Source organism: Azospirillum sp. TSO35-2, from assembly GCF_003116095.1.
GTDB lineage: Bacteria > Pseudomonadota > Alphaproteobacteria > Azospirillales > Azospirillaceae > Azospirillum.
The window spans coordinates 659,039-679,187 of record NZ_LGRA01000013.1 but is presented as its reverse complement, the minus strand read 5'-3'; the positions used below and the strand labels follow the sequence as shown (position 1 = coordinate 679,187).

The 20,149-nt window shown below is 71.4% G+C and carries 18 protein-coding genes; 4 read left to right on the top strand and 14 right to left on the bottom strand.

The genetic code is table 11. The features are described from left to right. Positions 1 to 110 precede the first annotated feature (110 nt). Positions 111 to 2,885: an HAD-IC family P-type ATPase gene (locus tag TSO352_RS10455; protein WP_109107247.1), complete on the bottom strand. Its 2,775-nt coding sequence runs from the start codon at positions 2,883 to 2,885 to the stop codon at positions 111 to 113. Positions 2,886 to 3,055: 170 nt separating this feature from the next. On the opposite strand from TSO352_RS10455, the gene TSO352_RS10450 reads away from it, so the two are divergent. Both TSO352_RS10450 and TSO352_RS10445 read left to right on the top strand, forming a co-directional pair. Beyond that, on the top strand, positions 3,056 to 3,871 hold the full coding sequence (locus tag TSO352_RS10450) for a universal stress protein (protein ID WP_158284564.1): 816 nt from the start codon (positions 3,056 to 3,058) through the stop codon (positions 3,869 to 3,871). Between the two features lie 33 nt (positions 3,872 to 3,904). After that, positions 3,905 to 5,776, top strand: coding sequence for an alpha/beta fold hydrolase (locus tag TSO352_RS10445; RefSeq protein ID WP_109107245.1), 1,872 nt, complete (start codon positions 3,905 to 3,907; stop codon positions 5,774 to 5,776). 11 nt (positions 5,777 to 5,787) lie between these two features. Here the strand turns inward: TSO352_RS10445 and TSO352_RS10440 are convergent, their stop codons facing one another. The 6 genes from TSO352_RS10440 to TSO352_RS10415 all read right to left on the bottom strand — a co-directional run bounded on the left by TSO352_RS10440 (position 5,788) and on the right by TSO352_RS10415 (position 11,319). Next, positions 5,788 to 6,195, bottom strand: a complete 408-nt coding sequence (locus TSO352_RS10440; protein ID WP_109107244.1) for a host attachment protein — start codon at positions 6,193 to 6,195, stop codon at positions 5,788 to 5,790. Positions 6,196 to 6,269: 74 nt separating this feature from the next. After that, on the bottom strand, positions 6,270 to 6,626 hold the full coding sequence (locus TSO352_RS10435) for a c-type cytochrome (RefSeq protein ID WP_109107243.1): 357 nt from the start codon (positions 6,624 to 6,626) through the stop codon (positions 6,270 to 6,272). Beyond that, positions 6,623 to 7,000 carry a cytochrome c gene (locus tag TSO352_RS10430; RefSeq protein ID WP_146210737.1) on the bottom strand — a complete coding sequence of 126 codons (378 nt, stop codon included), beginning with the start codon at positions 6,998 to 7,000 and terminating at the stop codon, positions 6,623 to 6,625. Before TSO352_RS10430 ends, TSO352_RS10435 begins: the two co-directional genes overlap by 4 nt. A 42-nt stretch (positions 7,001 to 7,042) precedes the next feature. Continuing rightward, complete coding sequence (locus tag TSO352_RS10425) at positions 7,043 to 7,318, bottom strand: hypothetical protein (RefSeq protein ID WP_109107241.1); 276 nt, start codon at positions 7,316 to 7,318, stop codon at positions 7,043 to 7,045. A 103-nt stretch (positions 7,319 to 7,421) separates the two neighbouring features. Continuing rightward, positions 7,422 to 8,279 (bottom strand): Crp/Fnr family transcriptional regulator, encoded by an 858-nt coding sequence (locus TSO352_RS10420; protein WP_146210736.1) that lies wholly within the window; start codon positions 8,277 to 8,279, stop codon positions 7,422 to 7,424. Positions 8,280 to 8,571: 292 nt separating this feature from the next. Continuing rightward, the gene (locus TSO352_RS10415; RefSeq protein ID WP_109107239.1) at positions 8,572 to 11,319 is read right to left on the bottom strand and encodes an ATP-binding protein; all 2,748 of its coding nucleotides are present in this window, start codon (positions 11,317 to 11,319) and stop codon (positions 8,572 to 8,574) included. A gap of 290 nt (positions 11,320 to 11,609) precedes the next feature. Here TSO352_RS10415 and TSO352_RS10410 point away from each other — a divergent pair, with 290 nt between their 5' ends. Together TSO352_RS10410 and TSO352_RS10405 are read left to right on the top strand one after the other, a co-directional pair. Then, on the top strand, positions 11,610 to 12,956 hold the full coding sequence (locus TSO352_RS10410) for a sodium:proton antiporter (protein WP_109107238.1): 1,347 nt from the start codon (positions 11,610 to 11,612) through the stop codon (positions 12,954 to 12,956). Between the two features lie 107 nt (positions 12,957 to 13,063). Next, the gene (locus tag TSO352_RS10405) at positions 13,064 to 13,603 is read left to right on the top strand and encodes a hypothetical protein (RefSeq protein ID WP_109107397.1); all 540 of its coding nucleotides are present in this window, start codon (positions 13,064 to 13,066) and stop codon (positions 13,601 to 13,603) included. A gap of 15 nt (positions 13,604 to 13,618) precedes the next feature. Here the strand turns inward: TSO352_RS10405 and TSO352_RS10400 are convergent, their stop codons facing one another. The 7 genes from TSO352_RS10400 to TSO352_RS10370 form a co-directional block, all read right to left on the bottom strand. Next, positions 13,619 to 14,134 (bottom strand): flagellar protein FlgN, encoded by a 516-nt coding sequence (locus tag TSO352_RS10400; protein WP_109107237.1) that lies wholly within the window; start codon positions 14,132 to 14,134, stop codon positions 13,619 to 13,621. Continuing rightward, positions 14,131 to 14,478 carry a rod-binding protein gene (locus tag TSO352_RS10395; protein WP_109107236.1) on the bottom strand — a complete coding sequence of 116 codons (348 nt, stop codon included), beginning with the start codon at positions 14,476 to 14,478 and terminating at the stop codon, positions 14,131 to 14,133. The genes TSO352_RS10400 and TSO352_RS10395 overlap by 4 nt, the downstream gene beginning before the upstream one ends. Before the next feature lie 41 nt (positions 14,479 to 14,519). Beyond that, positions 14,520 to 15,695, bottom strand: coding sequence for a flagellar basal body P-ring protein FlgI (locus tag TSO352_RS10390; protein WP_109107235.1), 1,176 nt, complete (start codon positions 15,693 to 15,695; stop codon positions 14,520 to 14,522). Positions 15,696 to 15,705: 10 nt separating this feature from the next. Continuing rightward, positions 15,706 to 16,809, bottom strand: coding sequence for a flagellin (locus TSO352_RS10385; protein WP_109107234.1), 1,104 nt, complete (start codon positions 16,807 to 16,809; stop codon positions 15,706 to 15,708). A gap of 5 nt (positions 16,810 to 16,814) precedes the next feature. Beyond that, positions 16,815 to 18,212, bottom strand: a complete 1,398-nt coding sequence (flgK, locus tag TSO352_RS10380) for a flagellar hook-associated protein FlgK (protein ID WP_109107233.1) — start codon at positions 18,210 to 18,212, stop codon at positions 16,815 to 16,817. A 25-nt stretch (positions 18,213 to 18,237) separates the two neighbouring features. After that, entirely contained in the window at positions 18,238 to 19,482 is a 1,245-nt protein-coding gene (locus TSO352_RS10375) for a flagellar hook protein FlgE (protein ID WP_109107232.1), read from the bottom strand. Between the two features lie 171 nt (positions 19,483 to 19,653). Beyond that, a partial coding sequence (locus tag TSO352_RS10370) for an OmpA family protein (protein ID WP_146210744.1) occupies positions 19,654 to 20,149 on the bottom strand: 496 nt, incomplete at its 5' end.

Genomic DNA, 20,149 nt, shown 5'->3' with positions numbered 1-20,149 from the left:
CCCGCGAAGCTCTCGCACAAAGCTTTGCTTTGTGCTGACGCGACAGGCGGACCATAGGTCCGCTGAGAGCGGGGGAGGGATGGGGAGGGGGCCGCCGGTCGTGACCTCGCTCAGCGCCCCGTCGCCCATTTCTCCAGCTCCACCACCAGGAACAGCCCGAGGCCGACGGCGATCATGGCCGCCCAGGCGGTGGCGTCGATGGCGGCGGTGCCGAACAGGGCCTGCAGGGGCGGGGCGTAGGTGAAGGCCAGTTGCAGCAGCGCCATCAGGGCGATGGACAGCCACACCGGCCGGCTGGCGAACACGCCCCGCGGCGACAGGTCGGCGCGGTGGAGGCTGCGGGCGTTCAGCAGGAAGAAGATCTCGCCGACCACCAGCGCGTTCACCGCCATCGTCCGCGCCACCGCGACGCCGTCGCCCTGAAGGCGGTGGAAATAGAAGAAGCCGAAGCTCGCCGCCACCAGCAGGACCAGCGCCAGCAGCATCCGCCGGACCAGCCGGCCGGACAGGATCGGCTCGTCCCGCGGGCGCGGCGGGCGGGCCATGACGCCGGGCTCCGGCGCCTCGAAGGCCAGCGCCAGCCCCAGCGTCACCGCGGTCACCATGTTGACCCACAGGATCTGCACCGGCGTGATCGGCAGCAGGGTGCCGGTCATCACCGCGGCCAGGATGACGACCGCCTGGGCGCCGTTGGTCGGCAGCAGGAACAGGATGGTCTTGCGCAGATTGTCGTAGACGGTGCGCCCCTCCTCCACCGCATGGACGATCGAGGCGAAATTGTCGTCGGCCAGCACCATCGCCGCCGCCTCCTTCGCCGCCTCGGTGCCGTTGCGCCCCATGGCGACGCCGACGTCGGCACGCTTCAGCGCCGGGGCATCGTTGACGCCGTCGCCGGTCATGGCGACGGTGTTGCCGGCCGCCTGCAAGGCGGTGATCAGCCGCAGCTTGTGCTCCGGCGTGGTGCGGGCGAAGACGCTGTTGGCGCGGGCGGCCGCGGCGAAGCCGGCCTCGTCCAGCCGGTCCAGCTCCGGCCCGGTGATGACGCCGCCACCGGAGCCGCCACCGGAGCCGCCGCCAAGGCCGCCACCAAGGCCAAAGGTCCGGGCGATGGCGGCGGCGGTGGCGGCGTGGTCGCCGGTGATCATCGCCACGCGGATCCCGGCGTCGCGGCAGGCGGCCACGGCACGAAGCGCCTCCTCCCGCGGCGGGTCGGTCAGGCCGCACAGGCCGAGCAGCTCCAGCCCCTCGTCCAGGCTGTCGAGGATCAGTTCGGACGGACCGATCGGGCTGCGCCGCATCGCCAGGGCCAGCACGCGCTGCCCCCGGCCGGCCAGGTCGCCGGTGATCGTGGTCCAGCGCGCGCGGTCGATGGCGACGCCGCCGCCGGCCCGCCGCTCCCGCTCGCACAACGCCAGCACCCGCTCCGGTGCACCCTTCACCACCAGGATGCCGTGGCCGGCGTGGTCGTGGTGCAGCGTCGCCATGAACTGCCGTTCGGATTCGAAGGGGATGGCGTCGCGCCGCGGGCAGCGGCCCAGCTCCTCCGCCGGTTCCAGCCCGGCCTTCATCGCCAGCGCCAGCAGGGCGCCGTCGGTCGGGTCGCCGGCCAGTTGCCAGTCGCCGTCGGCGTCGCGATGGAGGCCGGCGTCGTTGCACAGCAGGGCGGCGCGCGCCAGTTCGGTCAGGCCCAAATCCTGCGCCGGATCGACAAGCCGGCCGTCCCGCCGGATCTCCCCCTCCGGCCGGTAGCCGCTGCCGCCCACCGCGTAGGCGCCGTCGGCGGTGACGATGGTCTGCACCACCAGCTCGTTGCGGGTCAGCGTGCCGGTCTTGTCGGTGCAGATGATGCCGACCGACCCCAGCGTCTCCACCGCCGGCAGGTGGCGGATGATGGCGTTGCGCCGGGCCATGCGGGTCACGCCGACCGCCAGCGTGATGGTCATCACCGCCGGCAACCCCTCCGGGATCGCGGCGACCGCCAGCCCGACCGCGGCCAGCACCATGTCCTGCCACGGCTCGCCATGGACCAGCCGGCCGAAGGCGAAGGTCGCCGCCGCCAGCAGCAGGATCCCGCCGGTCAGCCAGCGCCCGAAGCGCCCCATCTGCACCAGCAGCGGCGTCGCCGCCGGGGCGACCGAGGCGAGGAGATGGCCGATCCGCCCGATCTCCGTCGCGTCGCCGGTCGCCACCACGATGCCGGTGCCTTGGCCCTGGGCGACCATCGTCCCGGCATAGGCCATGCCGGCGCGGTCGCCGAGCGCGGCGTCGGCCGCCACCGCCGGCGGCGCCTTGGCGGTCGCGGCGGACTCGCCGGTCAGCGCCGCCTCCTGGACCAGCAGGCCCTTGGCCCGGTCGACCCTGAGGTCGGCCGGCACCTTGTCGCCGGAGGCGAGGAAGACGCGGTCGCCCGGCACCAGCTCTTCCGCCGGCAGCGTCACGGCGTGGCCGTCGCGCAGCACCACCGCCTGCGGCGACAGCATGTTGCGGATCGCCTCCAGCGCCTGTTCGGCCTTGTCCTCCTGGACATGGCCGATGACGGCGTTGATCAGGACGACGCCCAGGATCACCGCGGCGTCCGTCCAGTGCCGCAGCAGCAGCGCCACCGCGCCGGACACCAGCAGGACGTGGATCAGCAGGTTGTCGAACTGCGTCAGGAAGCGCCGCCACGCCGGGCGCCGCGGCGGCGGGGTCAGCCGGTTGGGGCCGTACTTGGCCTGCCGGGCCGCGGCCTCCGCCGCATCCAGCCCATCGGCCGGGCTGCCGACGCGGGCGGCGACGTCGTGGGTGTCGAGCGCGTGCCAGGGCGGGGCGGGGTCCGGCCGCTCATCGGGCCGTCCGATGGAGGGCGGCGGGATCGACGGTCCCGTTTCTGCCAGCGGTGCCATGGGCATGCTCCCGTGGTTGGCCTCATCCCATCACAGCAGCGATCGGCGGCGATGTCCTTAATCTGGCTCAATCGTTCGTTCCGGTCACCGTCTTAACCGATGTTAAGGCGCCGGCCGGTCGCCGGGGCAGGATGGAAGGCCGGACACGGGAACGCCGCGATGGGAGGGCCATGACGATGGACGTACGCTCGGTGCTTGTGCTGGTCGGCGACGATCCTGCCTCCTCTCCGGCGCTTTCGGTAGCGCTCGCCGTCGGTCGCCTTGCCGGGGCCGGGGTGACGGCGCTCCACAGTTCGGTGTGGCGCGAGCCCTCCTGGGTCGCGGATGCCGGGTCGGCCGCGAAGGCGCCGCGGCAGGGACCGACGGTGGAGGCGCTGGACGCGGCCTTCCAGGCGCGTTGCGCGGCGACCGGCGCCACCGGGCGCTGGGTCGAGGATCGGGGCGACCCGGTGGAGCGGCTGGCCGTCCACAGCCTCTACGCCGATCTGGTGGTGGTGGAGCGCGGCAACCCGGCGGTCATCGACGGCACCCTGACGGCGCCGGAAGCCGGGCGGCTGGCCCTGATGGTGGGGCCGTCGTTGCTGATCGTCCCGCCCGGCTACGGCCGGGAGTTCGCCCTGCGCCGGGTGCTGGTCGGCTGGAACCGCCGCCGGGAGGCGGCGCGGGCGATCCGCAGCGCGCTGCCGCTGCTGCGCGGGGCCGAGCAGGTGGTGGTGCTGTCGGTCTGCGCGCCGGGGCGGGACGACCGTCCCGACCAGCGGATCGCCGACTATCTGGCCGCCCACCAGGTGCATGCCGACGTGCGGATCAACTTCGCCGCCGAGTTCGAGGCGCCGGGCGCCATCCTGGCCCAGGCCCACGCGCTGAACGCCGACGCGATGGTCATGGGCGCCTACGGCCATTCGCGGTCGTTCGAGACCGTGCTGGGCGGCGTGACCCGCCACATGCTGGAGAACGCCGACCTGCCGGTCTGGACCTCGCACTGAGGCGGCACTTCCCACAAGAACAAGGAAAAAACCATGCCGACAACTGAGCGTCGCGCCGATGGGCGCGCGTCCGGAAGCGGGGCGGTCACGCCCGTCCTCCCGGAATCGGCCGCGGAGCCGGCGGTCCCGCCGGACGGGCGCGGCGACCGGCCCAGCCCGGCCTACGGCTTCCCCTATCTGCCGATCCGCGGCGAGATCATCGACCGGCTGGTGCATGCCTGGCAGGGCCGCCTGACGCTGTCGGTCTCCCCGGCGGCGCTGACGCTGGCCTTCGCCGACTGGGCGATGCATCTGGGCAACGCGCCGGGCAAGCAGGCGATGCTGGCCGACAAGGCGATGCGCAAGCTGGTCCGCCTGATGGTCTATGCCGGTGCCGCGGCGGTCGACCGCGACTGCCCGCCCTGCATCGAGCCGCTGCCGGGCGACCGCCGCTTCGCCCACCCGGACTGGCGCCTGTTCCCCTACACGCTCTACGCCCAGTCCTTCCTGCTGGCGCAGCAGTGGCTGCACAACGCCACGACCGACGTGCCGGGCCTGTCGCAGGCCCACGCCCGCATCGTGCCCTTCGTCGCCCGCCAGATCCTGGACGTCTTCGCGCCGTCCAACAACCCCGTCACCAACCCGGAGATCCTGCGCACCGCCATCGCCACCCAGGGGATGAACTTCGCCTACGGGCTGGCCAACTGGACGGAGGACGTGACCCGCCTGATGACCGGCCGGCGGGCGGCCGGGCTGGAACGCTTCCAGGTCGGCCGCGACGTCGCGGTGACGCCGGGCAGCGTGGTCTTCCGCAACGAGCTGATCGAGCTGATCCAGTACGCGCCGACCACCCCGGCGGTGCGGGCGGAGCCGGTGCTGATCGTCCCGGCCTGGATCATGAAATACTACATCCTCGACCTGTCGCCGGAGAACTCGCTGGTCCGCTATCTGGTCGGGCGCGGCTTCACCGTCTTCGCCATCTCCTGGCGCAACCCGGGGCCGGAGCTGCGCGACTGCGGCCTGGAGGATTACCGGCGGCTCGGCGTCATGGCGGCGCTCGACGCGGTGGAGGCGATCTGCGGCCGGCAGCCGGTCCACGCCTGCGGCTATTGCCTGGGCGGCACGCTGCTGTCGATCGCCGCCGCCGCCATGGCGCGCGACGGCGACGACCGGCTGAAGAGCGTGACCCTGCTCGCCGCGCAGACCGATTTCACCGAAGCGGGCGAGCTGATGCTGTTCATCAACGAAAGCCAGGTCGCCTATCTGGAAGACATCATGTGGGAAAGCGGCTTCCTGGACACCAACCAGATGGCCGGCGCCTTCCAGCTGCTGCGGTCGAACGACCTGATCTGGTCGCAGGTGATCCAGCAGTACCTGCATGGCCACCGTCCGGAGGTCACCGACCTGATGGCCTGGAACGCCGACGGGACGCGGCTGCCCTACCGCATGCATTCCGAATACCTGCACCGGCTGCTGCTGGACAACGATCTGGCGGAGGGGCGCTATCGGGCGGAGGGCGGGCCGGTGGCGCTGACCGACATCCGCGCGCCGATCTTCGCGGTCGGCACGCGGCGCGACCATGTGGCGCCCTGGCGGTCGGTCTACAAGATCCATCTGCTGAGCGACACGACCACGGTGTTCCTGCTGACCGACGGCGGGCACAACGCCGGCATCGTCGCCGGTCCGGACCGGTCCGACCGGCAATACCGCATCAGCGAACGCGGTCCCGACGACCGCTACGTCGACCCCGACCGCTGGATGGCGGCCACCCCCGCCCGCACCGGCTCCTGGTGGCCGGCCTGGGCGGACTGGCTGGAGCGGCAGTCGGGAGCGGGCGAGGTCCCCGCCCGCGGCGCCCCGGGCGCGCCGGAGCGCGGCTATGCCCCGCTGTGCCCGGCGCCCGGCCGCTATGTGCTGGAGCCGTGAGGGCTCCGGTCTCAGCGGTGGCGCAGCAGCGTGGCCAGCCGGGCGGCGCGCGCCGGTTCCGGCAGGGCCAGCAGGTTGCGGGCTTCCTCCCGGATGGCGCAGACGCCGGCCGCCGGCCGAAGCGCCCGCCTCAACAGCCCGAGCGTCGGCGGCGGCGCCACCAGCATCAGGCCGTCGAAAAGCCCGAGCGCCGCGGCCTCGTTGACGATGCCGGCGATTTGCGTGATCGAGGTGGGCGCGGTGGGGCGCGGCAGCAGGGCGCAGGAGCCGGTGTCGTGCCCGTCATCCACGGGTGCATCCTCTTCCGGGCAGGCGCAGGCGAGCGGTTCGAAGCGCCCCGGATGGCAGGAGCGGTGGCGAAGAAGCCGGGCTCCGGCTTCGTCGGCCAGCACGATCCAGAGGTTGGCGGGCCTGTGCATCGGATGGTCTCCCCCGATGGTCCCCCCCGTCTCGCCCAGGGGGCCACCCCCCGGCGGTCATCGGTGAGCGAGGGTCATTCGTGCGCGAGCTGGTTCAGATAGGCGACCACGTTGTCGATGTCGGCCCGGGTCAGGGACGGGTTCGGCATCGGCGGGTGCGGGTTGCTCAGCCAGCCCCGGAGCCGGTCGGGCCCGCGGTTGGGGTCGCGGGCGATGGTCGCCAGCGCCGGGGCGGCGTCGGTGCCGCCCGGCCCCTTCCCCTGGCCCCCGACGACGTGGCAGGAGGCGCACCATTGCTCCGCGATCCGCCGCCCCTCGGCCGCGTCGGCGGCCTGGGCGGCGGTGGGCGGCATCAGGCTGGCCGACAGGACCGCGGACAGGGCTGCGGCGACCAGCAGTCCGCCGCAGGATCCTTTGATGAACCCGTTCATCGCCGATTCTCCTTCAGGCTCAGGAGATAGGCGACGATGTCGTCGGTCTCCTCGCGGTTCGGCATCACGTTGGGCATGATGGGATGGGACGTGCGCAGGTAGCTCCGCAACGCCAGTTCGGTGATGGCGGGGTCCTGGACCCGTTCGACGAGATCGGGACCCGCCATGCCGAGACCGCCGGGGCTGCCGGGAACGACCGAATGGCAGTCGCCGCACAGCGCCTGCGCCAGCCGCTTGCCGTTCGCCGGGCTGGCGGAACCATCCGGTTCCCGCGCCCCGGTCGAGGCCGCCAGCCCGGCGGCCGCCGGCAGGCAAAGAGCGGAGGCGACGAGAGCCGCCATCAGGGATCGTCGCGCCATCGGGAATCGTCGCATGGTGCCCTCCGTCCGTCGGGTGTGACCCTGGGCGCCGCCGCTTCACGTGCGGACGAACCGGGCCGCCTTGTGGTCCTTGAGGAATTGGCACAGCGTGATCTTCAGCACGGCGACCCGCTCCAGATGGCCGTGCGTCTTGGCCGTGGCGATGTCGTCTTCGATCATCCGGCGGATTTCGTTCTGGCCGGCCGTGGTCGCGGCCAGATAGTTGCCCAGCTCGGTGGCGACGATCTCGGGCAGATGTTCGTGCTCCGCGATGGCGTCGATCTCCTCGCGGGTCAGTCCGCTCATGCCGATGCAATCTTCGATGGTGATCATGGCGTTGGTCCTCCCTGACAGGGAAGTCTATCCCCCAGGGAGAGCCGGACATTAACCTGCGTCAAGACGCGTCCGCACGCACCTTTTGCGCAGGCGGCCGGCCTCAGGCGGCGGCCCAGGGCGCGGCGGCGAGGGCGCCGTCCGCCGGCACGGCGGGGTCGAGCTGGGCAATTCCGGCCAGCCGTTCGGGGTCGAGCAGGACCAGCCACCCCTTCTGGAAATCCAGCAGCCCCATCTTGCGCATCTGCTTCAGCGTCCGGCAGACATGGACCGAGGTCAGGCCGGTCGCGTCGGCGATGTGGATCTGGCTGATCGGCAGATGCACCGCCGGCGCCGGTGCGGCGTGATGGGCGGCCTGATCGGCGGCCTTATGGGCGGTGACGCGGCGGTGCAGGTCGAGCAGCAGGTTCGCCACCCGTCCCAGCGCCGGTTGCTGCCCCAGGGCGCCCAGATGGTTCCAGGCCGACAGCACCTCGCGCGTCAGGGTGCCGGCGTAGGTCATGGCGAGCCGCGGCGAACCGGTGCAGACGTGGAAGAACAGCGCGTGGCGCACCTTGCACAGCGTGACGTCGGTGATCGCCTCGGCGCTGCACGTCATTCCGGTGGCCTCGTCCCCCTCGAACCCCAGCAGGTCGCCGGGAAGGGCGAAGCGGATGATCTGCCGCTGGCCGTTCTCGAACATCTTGCTGGTCATCACCCAGCCGCTTTTCAGGATGAACACCGACTGGAGCGGGTCCCCCTGCCGGAACAGCGTCGCCCCGGCCTTGCGCAGCTGGATGTGCGGGCCGTGGGGAAACAGGCGGTCGCGGTCCTGGTGGCTCAGCAGGCGGCACAGGCCGTCCTCGCGGGTCGGGCAATGGTCGCACGGCCAATCGAACGAGCGCGCGACCGGCAGGCCGCACGCCTCGCCGCAATCCCGGGGGGCATGGAAATCGAAGGGTATGGGTTTGGTCCCGTCCATCGCGTCGACCTTCCCGTACAACCGGCCCGTCACGCCGTTCCGGTAATGCCCCGGCTCCGCATCCGGACGGCGCGCACGGACCGCGCGGAGGCCATCCCATCCACCGGAGATTTAAAATCCCGCGGCTTCCGCCGGTCAATGCTCAAAAAGGAGTAGCAGTTCCACGGTGATCACCAAGTCTTTGGCCAACATTCCGAATTTACACGCGCTTTTAGTGGCGGCCACCATTGGGCGGCGGTTCCCCGCCGACAGCGCGAATACACGGAGAATGGAGTTGGTATAGACTCTTAAATTACGGCGCCGCGTCGGCGGCGTGCGCCGTCGTGCCGGACCGGCCGGGTTGCGGTCTCGGCCGGCCGGCTTCGGTCAGCACGCTGTCCAGAACCCCGACCAGATGGTCGATGCGGTAGGGCTTGGGCAGCACCTGCACGCCGGTGGCGCGGGCGACCTCCTCGCTGTAGCCGGTCGCCAGAACGACCGGAAGGCCGGGGAACAGGCGCTGGGCGTTGCGGGCCAGATCGACTCCGCTCATGCTGCCGGGCATCACCACGTCGCTGAACAGCAGGTCGATCCCGCCGGCCTCCAGCAGCGGCAGCGCCTCGTCCGCCGTGGCGGCGCGGGTGACGGTGAAGCCGGCCTCCTCCAGCGCGCTGCCGACGGTCAGCGCGACGATCGGGTCGTCCTCCACCACCAGCACCCGGCCGCCGAGCCGCGATCCGGCCGGTTCGACGGCGCGCGGCTCGACCTCCGCCGAGGGGGCGGTGGCGGAGCGCGGGATCAGCAGCCCGACGGTGGTGCCGTGGCCCTCCTCGCTGTCGATCCAGGCGGTTCCGCCGGAATGGCGGGCGAAGCCGTAGACCTGCGACAGGCCGAGGCCGCTGCCCTTGCCAATCTCCTTGGTGGTGAAGAAGGGGTCGAAGGCGCGCGCCCGCACCTCGGCGGGCATGCCGGTGCCGGTGTCGGTCACGGTCAGCCGCACGAAATCGCCCGACAGCCCGTCCGGTGCGCCGGGGGGCAGCGTCACGTTCGCCGCCCGCACCGTCAGCGTGCCGCCGTCCGGCAGGGCGTCGCGCGCGTTCACCGCGAGGTTGAGCAGCGCCAGTTCCAACTGCGTCGGATCGACCTCCACCGGCCACAGCCCGCCGGCGAAGTCGATCTCCAGCCGGACGTCGGCGCGCAGCGCGCGGTTCAGCAGTTCCGACAGGTTCAGCACGCGGTCGCGCAGGTCGACCGGCTCGGGCCGCAGCGCCTGGCGGCGGGCGAAGGCCATCAACTGCTGCACCAGCTTGGCGCCGCGGTCGACCGCCTGCCGTCCGGCATCGACCAGCGTCCGGATCCGCGTGTCGCCGGTCCGCTGTTCGATCATGTGCAGGCAGCCCGACAGCGCCTGGAGCAGGTTGTTGAAGTCGTGCGCGACGCCGCCGGTCATCTGGCCCAGCGCCTCGGTCTTCTGGGTCTGCAGCAGGGCGACCTGGACGCGCTCGCGCTCGGCCACCTCCTCGGCGACACGGGCCTCCAGGGTGGCGTTGAGCTGGTGCAGCTCGTCCGCCGCCCGCTTGGCCTCGGTCACGTCGCTGCCCTCGACGAACAGGCCGGTGACCCGCCCGGCCTCGTCCTTGATCGGCTGGTAGACGAAGGTCAGGAAGCGCTGTTCCAGCGCCTCGCCGGGGCGGCGCTGGAAGCTGATCGGCATGCTGCGGCCGACGAAGGGTTCGCCGCCGGCATAGACCCGGTCGAGCAGTTCGAAGAATCCCTGGCCCGCCACCTCCGGCAGCGCCTCGCGGGCGGAGCGCTCGACCAGATCGCGGTGACCGACGAGCTGGAGGTAGGCGTCGTTGACCAGCTCGAAGACATGGTCCGGCCCGCGCAGCACGCACATGAAGCCGGGCGCCTGCCGGAACAGCGTGCGCAGCCGCTCGCCCTCCGCCGCCAGCCGGGCGTTGGCCGCCTCGACCGCCGCCCGCTCGCGCGTCAGCGCCTGGTTGGCGGCGCGCAGCGCCAATTCTGCCCGCACCCGCTCCGCCGCCGCCCAGGTCCGCTCCGCCACATCCTCGGCCAGGGCCGCCTCGGCGTCGGTCCAGCGCCGCCGCCCGGCCTCGTGCAGGTAGAGGATGGCCGTCAACTGCCCGGCCTTCAGCAGCGGCACCACCAGAAGCGCCCCCACCCCGACGGCGGCGACGCCGGCCGCCGGGTCGGCCGCCACATCGTTCAGCCGCAGGGTGCGGCCGGCCCGCAGCGCGTCCACCACCGCGCTCCCGAAGCCGTCGAGCGGCCGGACGGCGCCGGCGAGGCTGGGGAGCCGGCCGTCGGTCCAGTCGAGGTCGACCGACACCGCGCGCCCGGTCGGGTCGATCCGGCCATAGCCGGCCCGCGCCACGCCCAGATGGCGGCCGATGGCTTCGGCGGCGGCGCTGGTGACGCCGACCGGGTCGTTCAGCCCGCGCAGCCGCTCAGCCAAATCGAGCTGGAAGGTCAGCCGCCGTTCGGCGAGCACGCGCGCCGTGTTCTCGGTGCAGGCGCAGAACATGCCGGCGACGCGGTCGGTCTCGTCGCGCACCGGGCTGTAGGAGAAGGTGAAGTAGGTCTCTTCCCGATAGCCGTGCCGCTCCATCACCAGCAGCAGGTCTTCGTTGAAGGTCGCCTCGCCCGCCAGCGCCCGCGCCACCAGGGGCGACAGGTCGGTCCAGATGTCGGCCCAGACCTCGGCGAAGGGGCGGCCCAGCGCCTCCGGCTTGTTGCCCAGGATCGGGCGGTAGCCGTCGTTGTAGAGGAAGGACAGCGCCGGTCCCCAGACCACGAACATCGGGAAGCTGGAGGTCAGCATCAGGTTGACGACGGTGCGCAGCGACTGCGGCCAGCCCTCCACCGGGCCGAGCGGGGTCGCGGACCAGTCCATCGCCCGCATCCGCGCGCCCATCTCGCCGCCGCCGGTGAAGACGTCCGGCCGGTCGCCGGCCTCACCCAGGCCGGCCGCCTCCGCCGCCCGGATCCGCGCCGCCTGCTGCCAGACCGGGTCCGTCCCCACCGGATCCATGCTCATCCGATGGCCGCCGCGGCTCGGGCGGGACGCTGGCGGTGACGGCACAGGATCAAGGGCGAGGGACAGGCGCAGATCGGGATCATGGCGGGAACATAGGTAATCGTAAGAGGCAGGGCAATGCGGTGTCCCTAGCCCTTTCGCGGTAGCATTCTTGGTTTTCGACCACGCTGTGACGTTCCGGGATCGGATGATGTTGACCCTCTCGCCATGGGAACCGTCGGACTGCTGTGTCGGGGCACGGCGCCAGCCCCGTTATCCTGCCCAATCTCTTTGTCCGCCGGAGGATGTGCTTGGATCCGTTCGACCTGATCGCCATCCTGCTGACGCTGGCCGCCGCCTTCGGATTCATCAACTATCGTTGGTTGCGGATGCCCAGCTCCATCGCCCTGTTCCTGGAAGGGCTGGCGCTGGCGCTGCTGGCCGGCGGCCTCGACAGTTTGACGGCCACGCTGGGGGCGGGGAACTGGCTGCGCCACCTGACCGAGCAGGTCAACCTGCCCGCCATCCTGCTGGACGGCATCCTCAGCCTGCTGCTCTACGCCGCGGCGGTGAACGAGGATTTGGGCGCCCTGCTGACGCGGAAATGGACGATCCTGGCGCTGGCGACCATCGGTGTCCTGCTGTTCACCGGCATGATGGGCGCCGGCCTGTGGTTCATCTTCGCGACGGTCGGGCTTCCGGTGCCGCTGATCTGGTGTCTGGTGCTGGGCGCCGCCATCGCCCCGACCGACCCGGTCGCTGTGCACGCCATCCTGGGCCGCCTGCCGGTTCCGGGCACGTTGCGGACCGTCATTTCCGGCGAGAGTCTGTTCAACGACGGTGTCGGCGTGGTGGTGTTCACCACCCTGCTGCATCTCGCCACCGGCGATGGGGCGGCCGGTGACGGGGCTGCCGGCGGCACGCCCGCCTTCGCCGTGGTCCCCGCCGTGCTGGATTTCGTGAAGGAGGCGTTCGGCGGCGGGCTGCTCGGCTTCGTCTGCGGCTGGGTGGCCTTCCAGGCCAAGCGGCGGGTCGACGAGAGCACGCTGGAGCTGATGATCTCGCTGGCGCTGGTGATGGGCACCTATTCGCTGGCGAGCGTCCTGCATGTGTCGGGGCCGATCGCCGTGGTGGTGGCCGGGCTGCTGATCGGCTACACGACCGAGCGCCATGTGCGGAGCGAGCGGAGCCGCCGCGACCTGCGCGTGGTCTGGACGATGATCGATTCCGTGCTGAACGCGCTGCTGTTCCTGCTGGTCGGGCTGGAGGCGACCGTCGTCATCACCTGGACGGGCCCCGCCCTGATCGCCGCCGCGCTGGCCCTGCCGTTGGCCCTGCTGGTGCGGCTGTTCAGCTTGGCCCCCGCCCTGCTGATGCACATGGGCCGCTCCGGCAAGGCCAGCGCGCTGGCCATCCTGACCTGGGCGGGCCTGCGCGGCGGCATCGCGGTGGCGCTGGTGCTCTCGCTGCCGGAGAGTCCATACCGCGATCCGATCCTGGCGGTCTGCTACGCCGTCGTCGCCTTCACCATCCTGGTGCAGGGACTGACGCTGGAGCGGATCGGCCGGGCGCTGTACGGCGGGCGTGGAGCGGAAACGCGCGGCGGCGCGGCCGAAACGTCCCACGGCCACGGCTCCACCGGCGCCGGCGGGGCCTGATCGGCGTCCCGGCCGCCATATTTCTTGCGGCGCTTCATCGGCTATTAACGTGTTTTTGCTGGATTGGGAGGGTGAGGGCCGCCGTCTGGTGGTGTGTGGGGATGGCGATGGGCGACACGGACGATCTCTTCGATATCTACCGCAAGGACCACGCCGCCGCGGCGATGACCGGGACTGCCCTGGCCGCGGCGCTGACCGAGACCGTGCGGCGCAGCTTCACGCTGATCGACGAGCTGTGCGCCGACGTCACGCGGGCGCTGGCCCAGGCGCGCTACACGACCCGGCTGGCGCCCACGGTGGTCGACCGCTCCACCTACGTGCGGCTCGACCGCCATTCCGAGAGTTTCCGGGATTACCTGCGCGGCTGGAGCCAGCAGCGGGCGGAGAAGGCCGCCGGCGGCATGCATTGGGAGGCCCAAATCCTGGTCACCGACCATCGCCGGACCACGGTGGAGGTCGGGTTGGGGCTGGCCTTCGAATGGCCGACCGGCGCGGCGGAGGCCGGCCTCGCCTTTGTGGAGTTCTGGCCGACCGGGCAGGGCGTGGCACTGCCGGCGGAATCGCGCGAGTTCCAGCGCGGGCTGCTCGCCTGCATCATCAAGCTGGAACAGGCCGGGACGCTGGCCAGCGTCAAGGGCCGCGGCTGACCCCGCCCGCCGGCCCTACAGGGTGGTGTTGAGGCCCGACGCCGACAGCTCGACCGGGCGGCGGGCCTGACCGTCGCGGGCGTAGGTGCCGTCGCTCGACGCCTTTTCCAGCGCCAGCAGCAGGTTGCGGTTGATCGTCAGCACCGCCTTGCGCAGGGCGACCAGCCCGGAGGCGTTGACCGACACCGCACGATCGAGCCGGTCGATCCGCTCCAGCGTCATCGCGCGCAGATCGTCGGGCAGGCGGATGCCCTCGTCGCGCGCCCGCAGCGCGGCGTTTTCCAGCTGTTCGGCCATCGCCGCCTTGCGGTGGGCGTAGGCCTCCAGCCGGTCGAGCATGCCGGCGGCGAGACAGGCCGATTCCTCCTCCAGCACCGCCGACAGCGCCTCGATGGCGTCGAGGAAGTCGCGGACCACCAGCGCGGTGGCGCCGTCATAGCCGGGGGCGGGGGCCGCCACCTCGTCCGCCGGCGCGGCGGCGGCCGGGTCGGGGGCGAATTCGTGGATCAGGTCCTTGAGGGTCACGCTCACGACGCGCTCTCCGCCTGGCGGGCGTAGAGCCGGGCGACCTCGTCGCGGGTCATCCGGCCGATGCCGAGCGTGCCGGCGTCGGCGATCGCCTTGCCGTACTCCTGGAGCAGCATGCTGCGCCACGGCTTTTCCGCCGGGCCGCCGCCGCCGAACAGCGCGCTTTCCTTCATGCCGGCGAACATGCTTTCCATCAACTGGCCGACGATCATCGCCTCGAACTCCTTCGCGACCTTGTCGGCCGCCGCCGGGTTGGGGGCGTCGAGGGTCGCCTTTGTTGGAGCGGCCATTGTCGGGGCCGGGGCCGGGGCGGCCGGCGGCCGGATGTTCATCGTGCTCACGTCCATCGATGCCCTCCTGTCGTGGTCCAGGCTGTAGAGGCCGGCGGTCAGATGATTTCGAGGTCGGCGTGCAGGGCGCCGGCCGCCTTGATCGCCTGCAGGATGGCGACCATGTCGCGCGGGCCGACGCCCAGCGCGTTCAGGCCGTTGACCAGTTGCTGCAGGCTGACGTTGCCGCCGACCGTCACGAACTGGCGGCCGTTGCCCTCCTGCACCTGCACGTCGGTGCGCGGCACCACGACGGTGGAGCCGTTGCTGAAGGGCTGCGGTTGCGACACCTGCGGCGCCTCCACCACGCGGACGGTCAGGTTGCCCTGGGTGATGGCGACCCGGCTGACCCGCACGTCGTCGCCGATGACGATGGTGCCGCTGCGCTCGTCCACCACGACGCGGGCGACCGCGTCGGGGCGGACCTGCAACTGCTCGATCTCGCCGATCAGCCGCGACACGTTGCCGACATAGGCGCCGACGATGCGGACATCCACCGTCGACAGATCGAGCACCCGCGCGTTGCCGGAGCCCAGCCGCGCGTTGACGGCGTCGGCGATCCGGTTCGCCGTGGTGAAGTCGGGGTTGCGCAGCGCCATCCGCACCGCGCCGATGTCGTTCAGCGCGTGCTTCAGCTCGCGCTCGACGATGGCGCCGTTGGCGATGCGGGCGGTGGTCGGCACCCCCTTGGTCACCGTCGCCGCCGCGCCGCCGGCGGAAAAGCCGCTGACCGACAGCGGCCCCTGGGCGACGGCGTAGGCCTCGCCGTCGGCGCCCAGCAGCGGGGTGACCACCAGCGTGCCGCCCAGCAGGCTGGTGGCGTCGCCCAGCGCCGACACGGTGACGTCGACGCTGGTGCCCTGGCGGGAGAAGGGCTGCAGGCTGGCGGTGACCATCACCGCCGCGGCGTTGCGGGTGCGCAGGGTCTCGCCGCGGGTGTTGATGCCCAGCCGCTCCATCATCCCCTTCAGGCTCTGTTCGGTGAAGGGGGCGTTGATCAGACGGTCGCCGGTGCCGTTCAGCCCGACCACCAGGCCATAGCCGACCAATTGGTTGCGGCGGACTCCGTCGAAGGTGACGAGATCCTTCACCCGCGTCTGCGCCGCCGCCGGACCGGAGCCCGAGACGAGCAGGGCCAGCGCCAGAACCCCGGCGACCAGGGCCGCCGCGGCACGGAAGGGCCGCCTTGCGGACCGGGCGGGGAGCTGCCGGGAGATCGGGGTGCCGGGGCGCATGCGATGTGGCCTACAGGTAGTTGGTCAGGTGCAGCTTGGCGATGCGTGCGGTGGCGCTGGACGTCGCGTCGATCTGCGCCTCCAGCTGGCTGATCCGCGTGCTGGCCTCGTAGGCGTCGACGCCTTCGAGATGGTCGATCTGGATCGACAGGATGGACTTCTGCGTCTTGTGCTGTTCGGCCAGCGTCGCGACCTGGGCGCGCTGGATGCCCAGTTGCGCCGTCGCCTCGCGCAGGTTGCCCAGGCCGTTCGACAGCTTGTCCACCGCCGTCCGGATGTAGTCGGGATAGGCGTCGACGTTCATCTTCGAGGTGTCGACCGCGGCCAGCATGTAGATGCCTTCCAGCAGCTCGCGCATCTCCGGGTCATTGGCCTGCACGCCGTAGGGAATGGTCGAGGCGTCCGCCGGCTGGCCGCTGACGCGCGGCGAGGCGGTGCCGCCGGGCTGCAGCGCCGTGGTGCCGGTGTAGAGCCCGCCTTCGAAGCTGTCGGTCAGCGGCGCCGGGGCCGGCGTCGCCGGGTCGCGCACGGCGAACAGCGCGTCGAGCTGGGTGATCACCGCCGCGGTTTCCGCCGCCGTCTTCGGCGCCGGCGTGCCGCCGGTGGCCGAGGCGATGGCGTCCTGGACGATCTGCATCGGCGAGCGCAGGCCGGACTTGTCGCCGTCGACGCTGCGCATCGGCGGCTGGTCCACCGCGGTGCCGGCGAACAGATAGCTGTTGCCGGCCGACGCGTTCAGCAGCCCGACCACCTGGTCCAGCACGCCGCGCGCCCGGATCTGCAGCGAGGTGCCGGTCGGCGACTGCTGCCCCAGCCCGGTGGAGGCGGCGGCCAGCAGATCCGTCCCGGAGGTCAGGATGCTGGTCATCGCGCTGTCCATCATGCCCATGCGGCCGTCGAGCAGGTCGGTGGTCTTGATGTACTCGTCGGTGCGGTCGAACAGGTTGCGTAGCGCGATGTCGCGCCCGGTGCTGGCGCCGATGGTGGCGCTGACGTCGGCGTGGACGCCGGTCGACACCTCCTCGTTCGCACGGGTCAGCTCCAGTTGCAGGTGGGTCATGGTGCCTTGCAGGCGGCGGCTCATGCCCAGGGTGGACAGCGTGTTGTACAGCATGGGCCTTACCCCTTGATCTGCAGCAGGATGTCGATCATGCGCCCGGCCACCTGCACCACCTGGGCGCTGGCGCCGTAGCTCTGCTCGATCAGCATCAGCTTCTGCATCTCGTCGTCGACGTTGACGCCGTCGCGGTTGATCCGGGCGCTCTGCAGGGTGTCGGCGCTGATCTTGCGCGCGTTCATCTCCGACTCCGCGCCGGTGCGGTAGCCCTGCTGGGCCGACACCATGGCGGTGGCGTAGTCGCCCAGCGTCGCCGTCGCCGGCATGTCGGCCGCGCTGAAGGCCCGCGGGGCGGTGAAGGCGGCCTGGAAGACGGCGATCTGGGTCTGGTCGCCCGGCTGCAGCGGGGCCGCGGCCTGCACGCCGCTCTGCACCCGCCAGCTTTCCGTCCGCACCACGTCGTTGACCGCGATGCGCGAGGCCAGCCCGGCGGTGATGCCGTAGACGGCGCCGGCGTCGGTGAACAGGCCCGCCTTGGTCGGGTCGGCCTCCGCCGCCTGGAAGCCCTTGACCAGCCCGGCGGCCAGCTCGTCGAGCTGGGCCAGCGCGCGCGGCATGTCCTGGTTGATGGTCTGGACATAGCCCATGATCCGGCCGCTCTGGATCTCGGTGTCGGGCTTGGCCGACAGCGACACGCCGTTGGCCATCACGTCGCCGCCGACGATGGTCAGCGGCGTCTCGCCGGGATCCAGCGTGTGGTCCAGCAGGGTCTGGCCGTTGCGGGTCATCACCACGACCTGGCCGTCGTCGCGGCCGTAGGTGCGGATGCCGATCTCGTCCGACATCTGGTCGAGCAGGCGGTCGCGCTCGTCGCGCAGGTCGCCGGCGTCGCCGCCGCGGGCGTCGAGCCCGGCGATGCTGCCGTTCAGTTCGCTGATCCGGTGCAGCGCGGTGTTCACGCTGTCGACCGAGGTCGCCAGCCGGTCGCGGGCGTCGGCCTGCACCGTCGTCGCCGCCTCGGCGGCGCGGTTGATCCCCTGGGCCAGCGCCGTCGCCTGCGACACCACGGCGTTCTGCGCCGCGTCGTCGTTGGGCATGCCGTGCAGGCGGGAGAAGGCCTGCTGCAGCTTCGACAGCTGGGTCGAGACCGATTTCTCGTCCTGCGGCTGGCCCAGCACCAGCGCGTAGTCGGCCAGCGCCGACGCGCGCGCCTCCTGGCCGGAGTAGCGGCTGGTCTCGTAGCGGGCGTCGCGGATCAGCAGCTCGTCGACCCGGCGGGCGACCGCGTCGACCTGGACGCCGGCGCCCTGGCCGGCGGTCGTCGTCGCCGACAGGGCGAGGTCGCGGCGGACATAGCCGGCGGTGGTGGCGTTGGCGATGTTGTGGGACACCATCGCCGCCTGCTGCTGGCTGGTGCGCAGACCGGACAGCGCGGCGGTCAGGGCGAGTTGGACGCTCATGGCAGGGACTCCGTCGCGGTCGGGCTCAACGCTTCAGGCGGTTGGTTTCGTCGACCATCTCGTCGGTGGTGCGGACGATGGTGGCGTTCGACGAATAGGCGCGCTGGGTTTCGATCAGCGACACCAGCTCGGTGGCGATGTCGACGTTGGACTGCTCCAGCGCGCCGCCGACCACCGTTCCCGCCGCCCCGCTGTTGCCGGCGCTCAGCGTCAGCGGCCCGGATTCCGCGCCCAGGGTGAAGCGGTTGCCGGCCTGGGCGACCAGCCCGTCCGTGTTGGTGACGGTGGCGACCGGGATCTGGTACAGCGCCTGCTTGGCGCCGTTGTCGTACAGCACCCACAGCTTGCCGCCCTTGTCGATGTCGACCGAGGTGACGCGGCCGACCTTCGAGCCGTCGGCGGTGACCTGCGGCACGTAGTCGCCGGTCAGCTGGGTGACGTTGTTCAGCGCGACGTTGAACGTGTCCGCGGTCGGCGACGCCGGCGAGGTCACGCTGAAGGACGGCATCGGGTTGAGCGGCAGCCCCGCCCCGTCCACCGGCATGCCGGCGTAGGGACCGGTGGCGGCGAAGGTGACGGTCATCGGCGCGCCGGTCACCGTGTAGCCGGTCGGCGCCGTGGCGCCCAGCGTCCACTGGTTGGGAGTCGCGGTCTTGGTCCAGGTCAGCCCGACGTCGAGCGGGTTGCCCAGCCCGTCGTAGAAGGTCGGGCTGGTGGTGAAGGCGTCGCCGGCCGCCGCCTGGGCCGGCAGGTTGCCGGAGAAGGCCATCTGGGTGGTCCGGCTGCCGCCATAGAGCAGGTTGCCGACATTCACCGACTGGAGATCGTCGAAGCGCGACGTGCTGACGTTGGGCAGGGTGCCGTCGGGCGACAGCTTCCAGGCTTCCAGGTACTGGCCGGCGCTGTTGTGCAGGAAACCGCTCTGGTCGGGCGTGAAGCTGCCGGCGCGGGTCAGGGCGTATTCGGGGGAGCCGGACGGGGCGTTGCCGACGACGAAGAAGCCGTCGCCGCTGATCGCCAGGTCGGTGGCCGACGTGGTGCCCAGGATCGTGCCGTCCTGCTTGATCTGGTAGTGCGTGTTCGACTGCACGCCGCTGGCGGTGTAGGTGGTGGTGCTGCCGGGCGAGGTGACCAGCGTCGAGAAGTCCACGGTGGCCCGTTTGTAGCCGACCGTCTGCGAGTTGCTGATGTTGTCCGAAATGGCGGCAAGGCGCGAACTCTGCGCCGACATGCCGCTGACCCCGGATCGCATGGCGCTGTACAGGCTCATCCTTGGAATCCTCTGGTCAACCGACTGGCGGAAGGGGAATGGGGTGTCCCGGGATTCTCCGCGGAAGACTGTGACCGAACCATAGCGGCGCGGTTTTAAAGGGGCTTTAAAAGAAAAGGCGGGCGCTTTTGTTAAAATACGCCGCGCTTTCTCTTGACGGTGATTGTGGTGTCAGCCGGCCGGGCGGCGCAGCAGCGTGATGCTGATCCGCCGGTTGGTCGGGTCGAGCGGCGCGCCGGCGGCGAAATGGTCGAGGTCGGCGCGCCCCTCCACCCGGACGATGCGCTGGACCGGGATGCCGCTGCCGATCAGCTCGCGGCGGGCGGCGTTGGCGCGGTCGCTCGACAGCTCCCAATTGCCGTATTTGGCGTCGGGGGCGTAGCCCAGCCCGTCGGTGTGGCCGGTGATGCTGATCGCGTTGGGCGCCGACAGCAGCGCCGTCGCCACCAGCCGCATCAGCCGGCGGCCCTGCTCGTTCATCTGCGCCGAGCCGACCTTGAACATCGAGAAGCGCGCCTGATCGGTCAGCTGGACGCGCAGGCCGTCGGGCGACTGCTGGATCACCAGGCTGCCCGACAGGGCGCTCAGCTCCGGCGAGGAGGCGAGGCGCTGGCGCAGGTCGCGTTCCAGCGTTTCCATCGCCACCCGCTCGGTCAGCTCGGTCGAC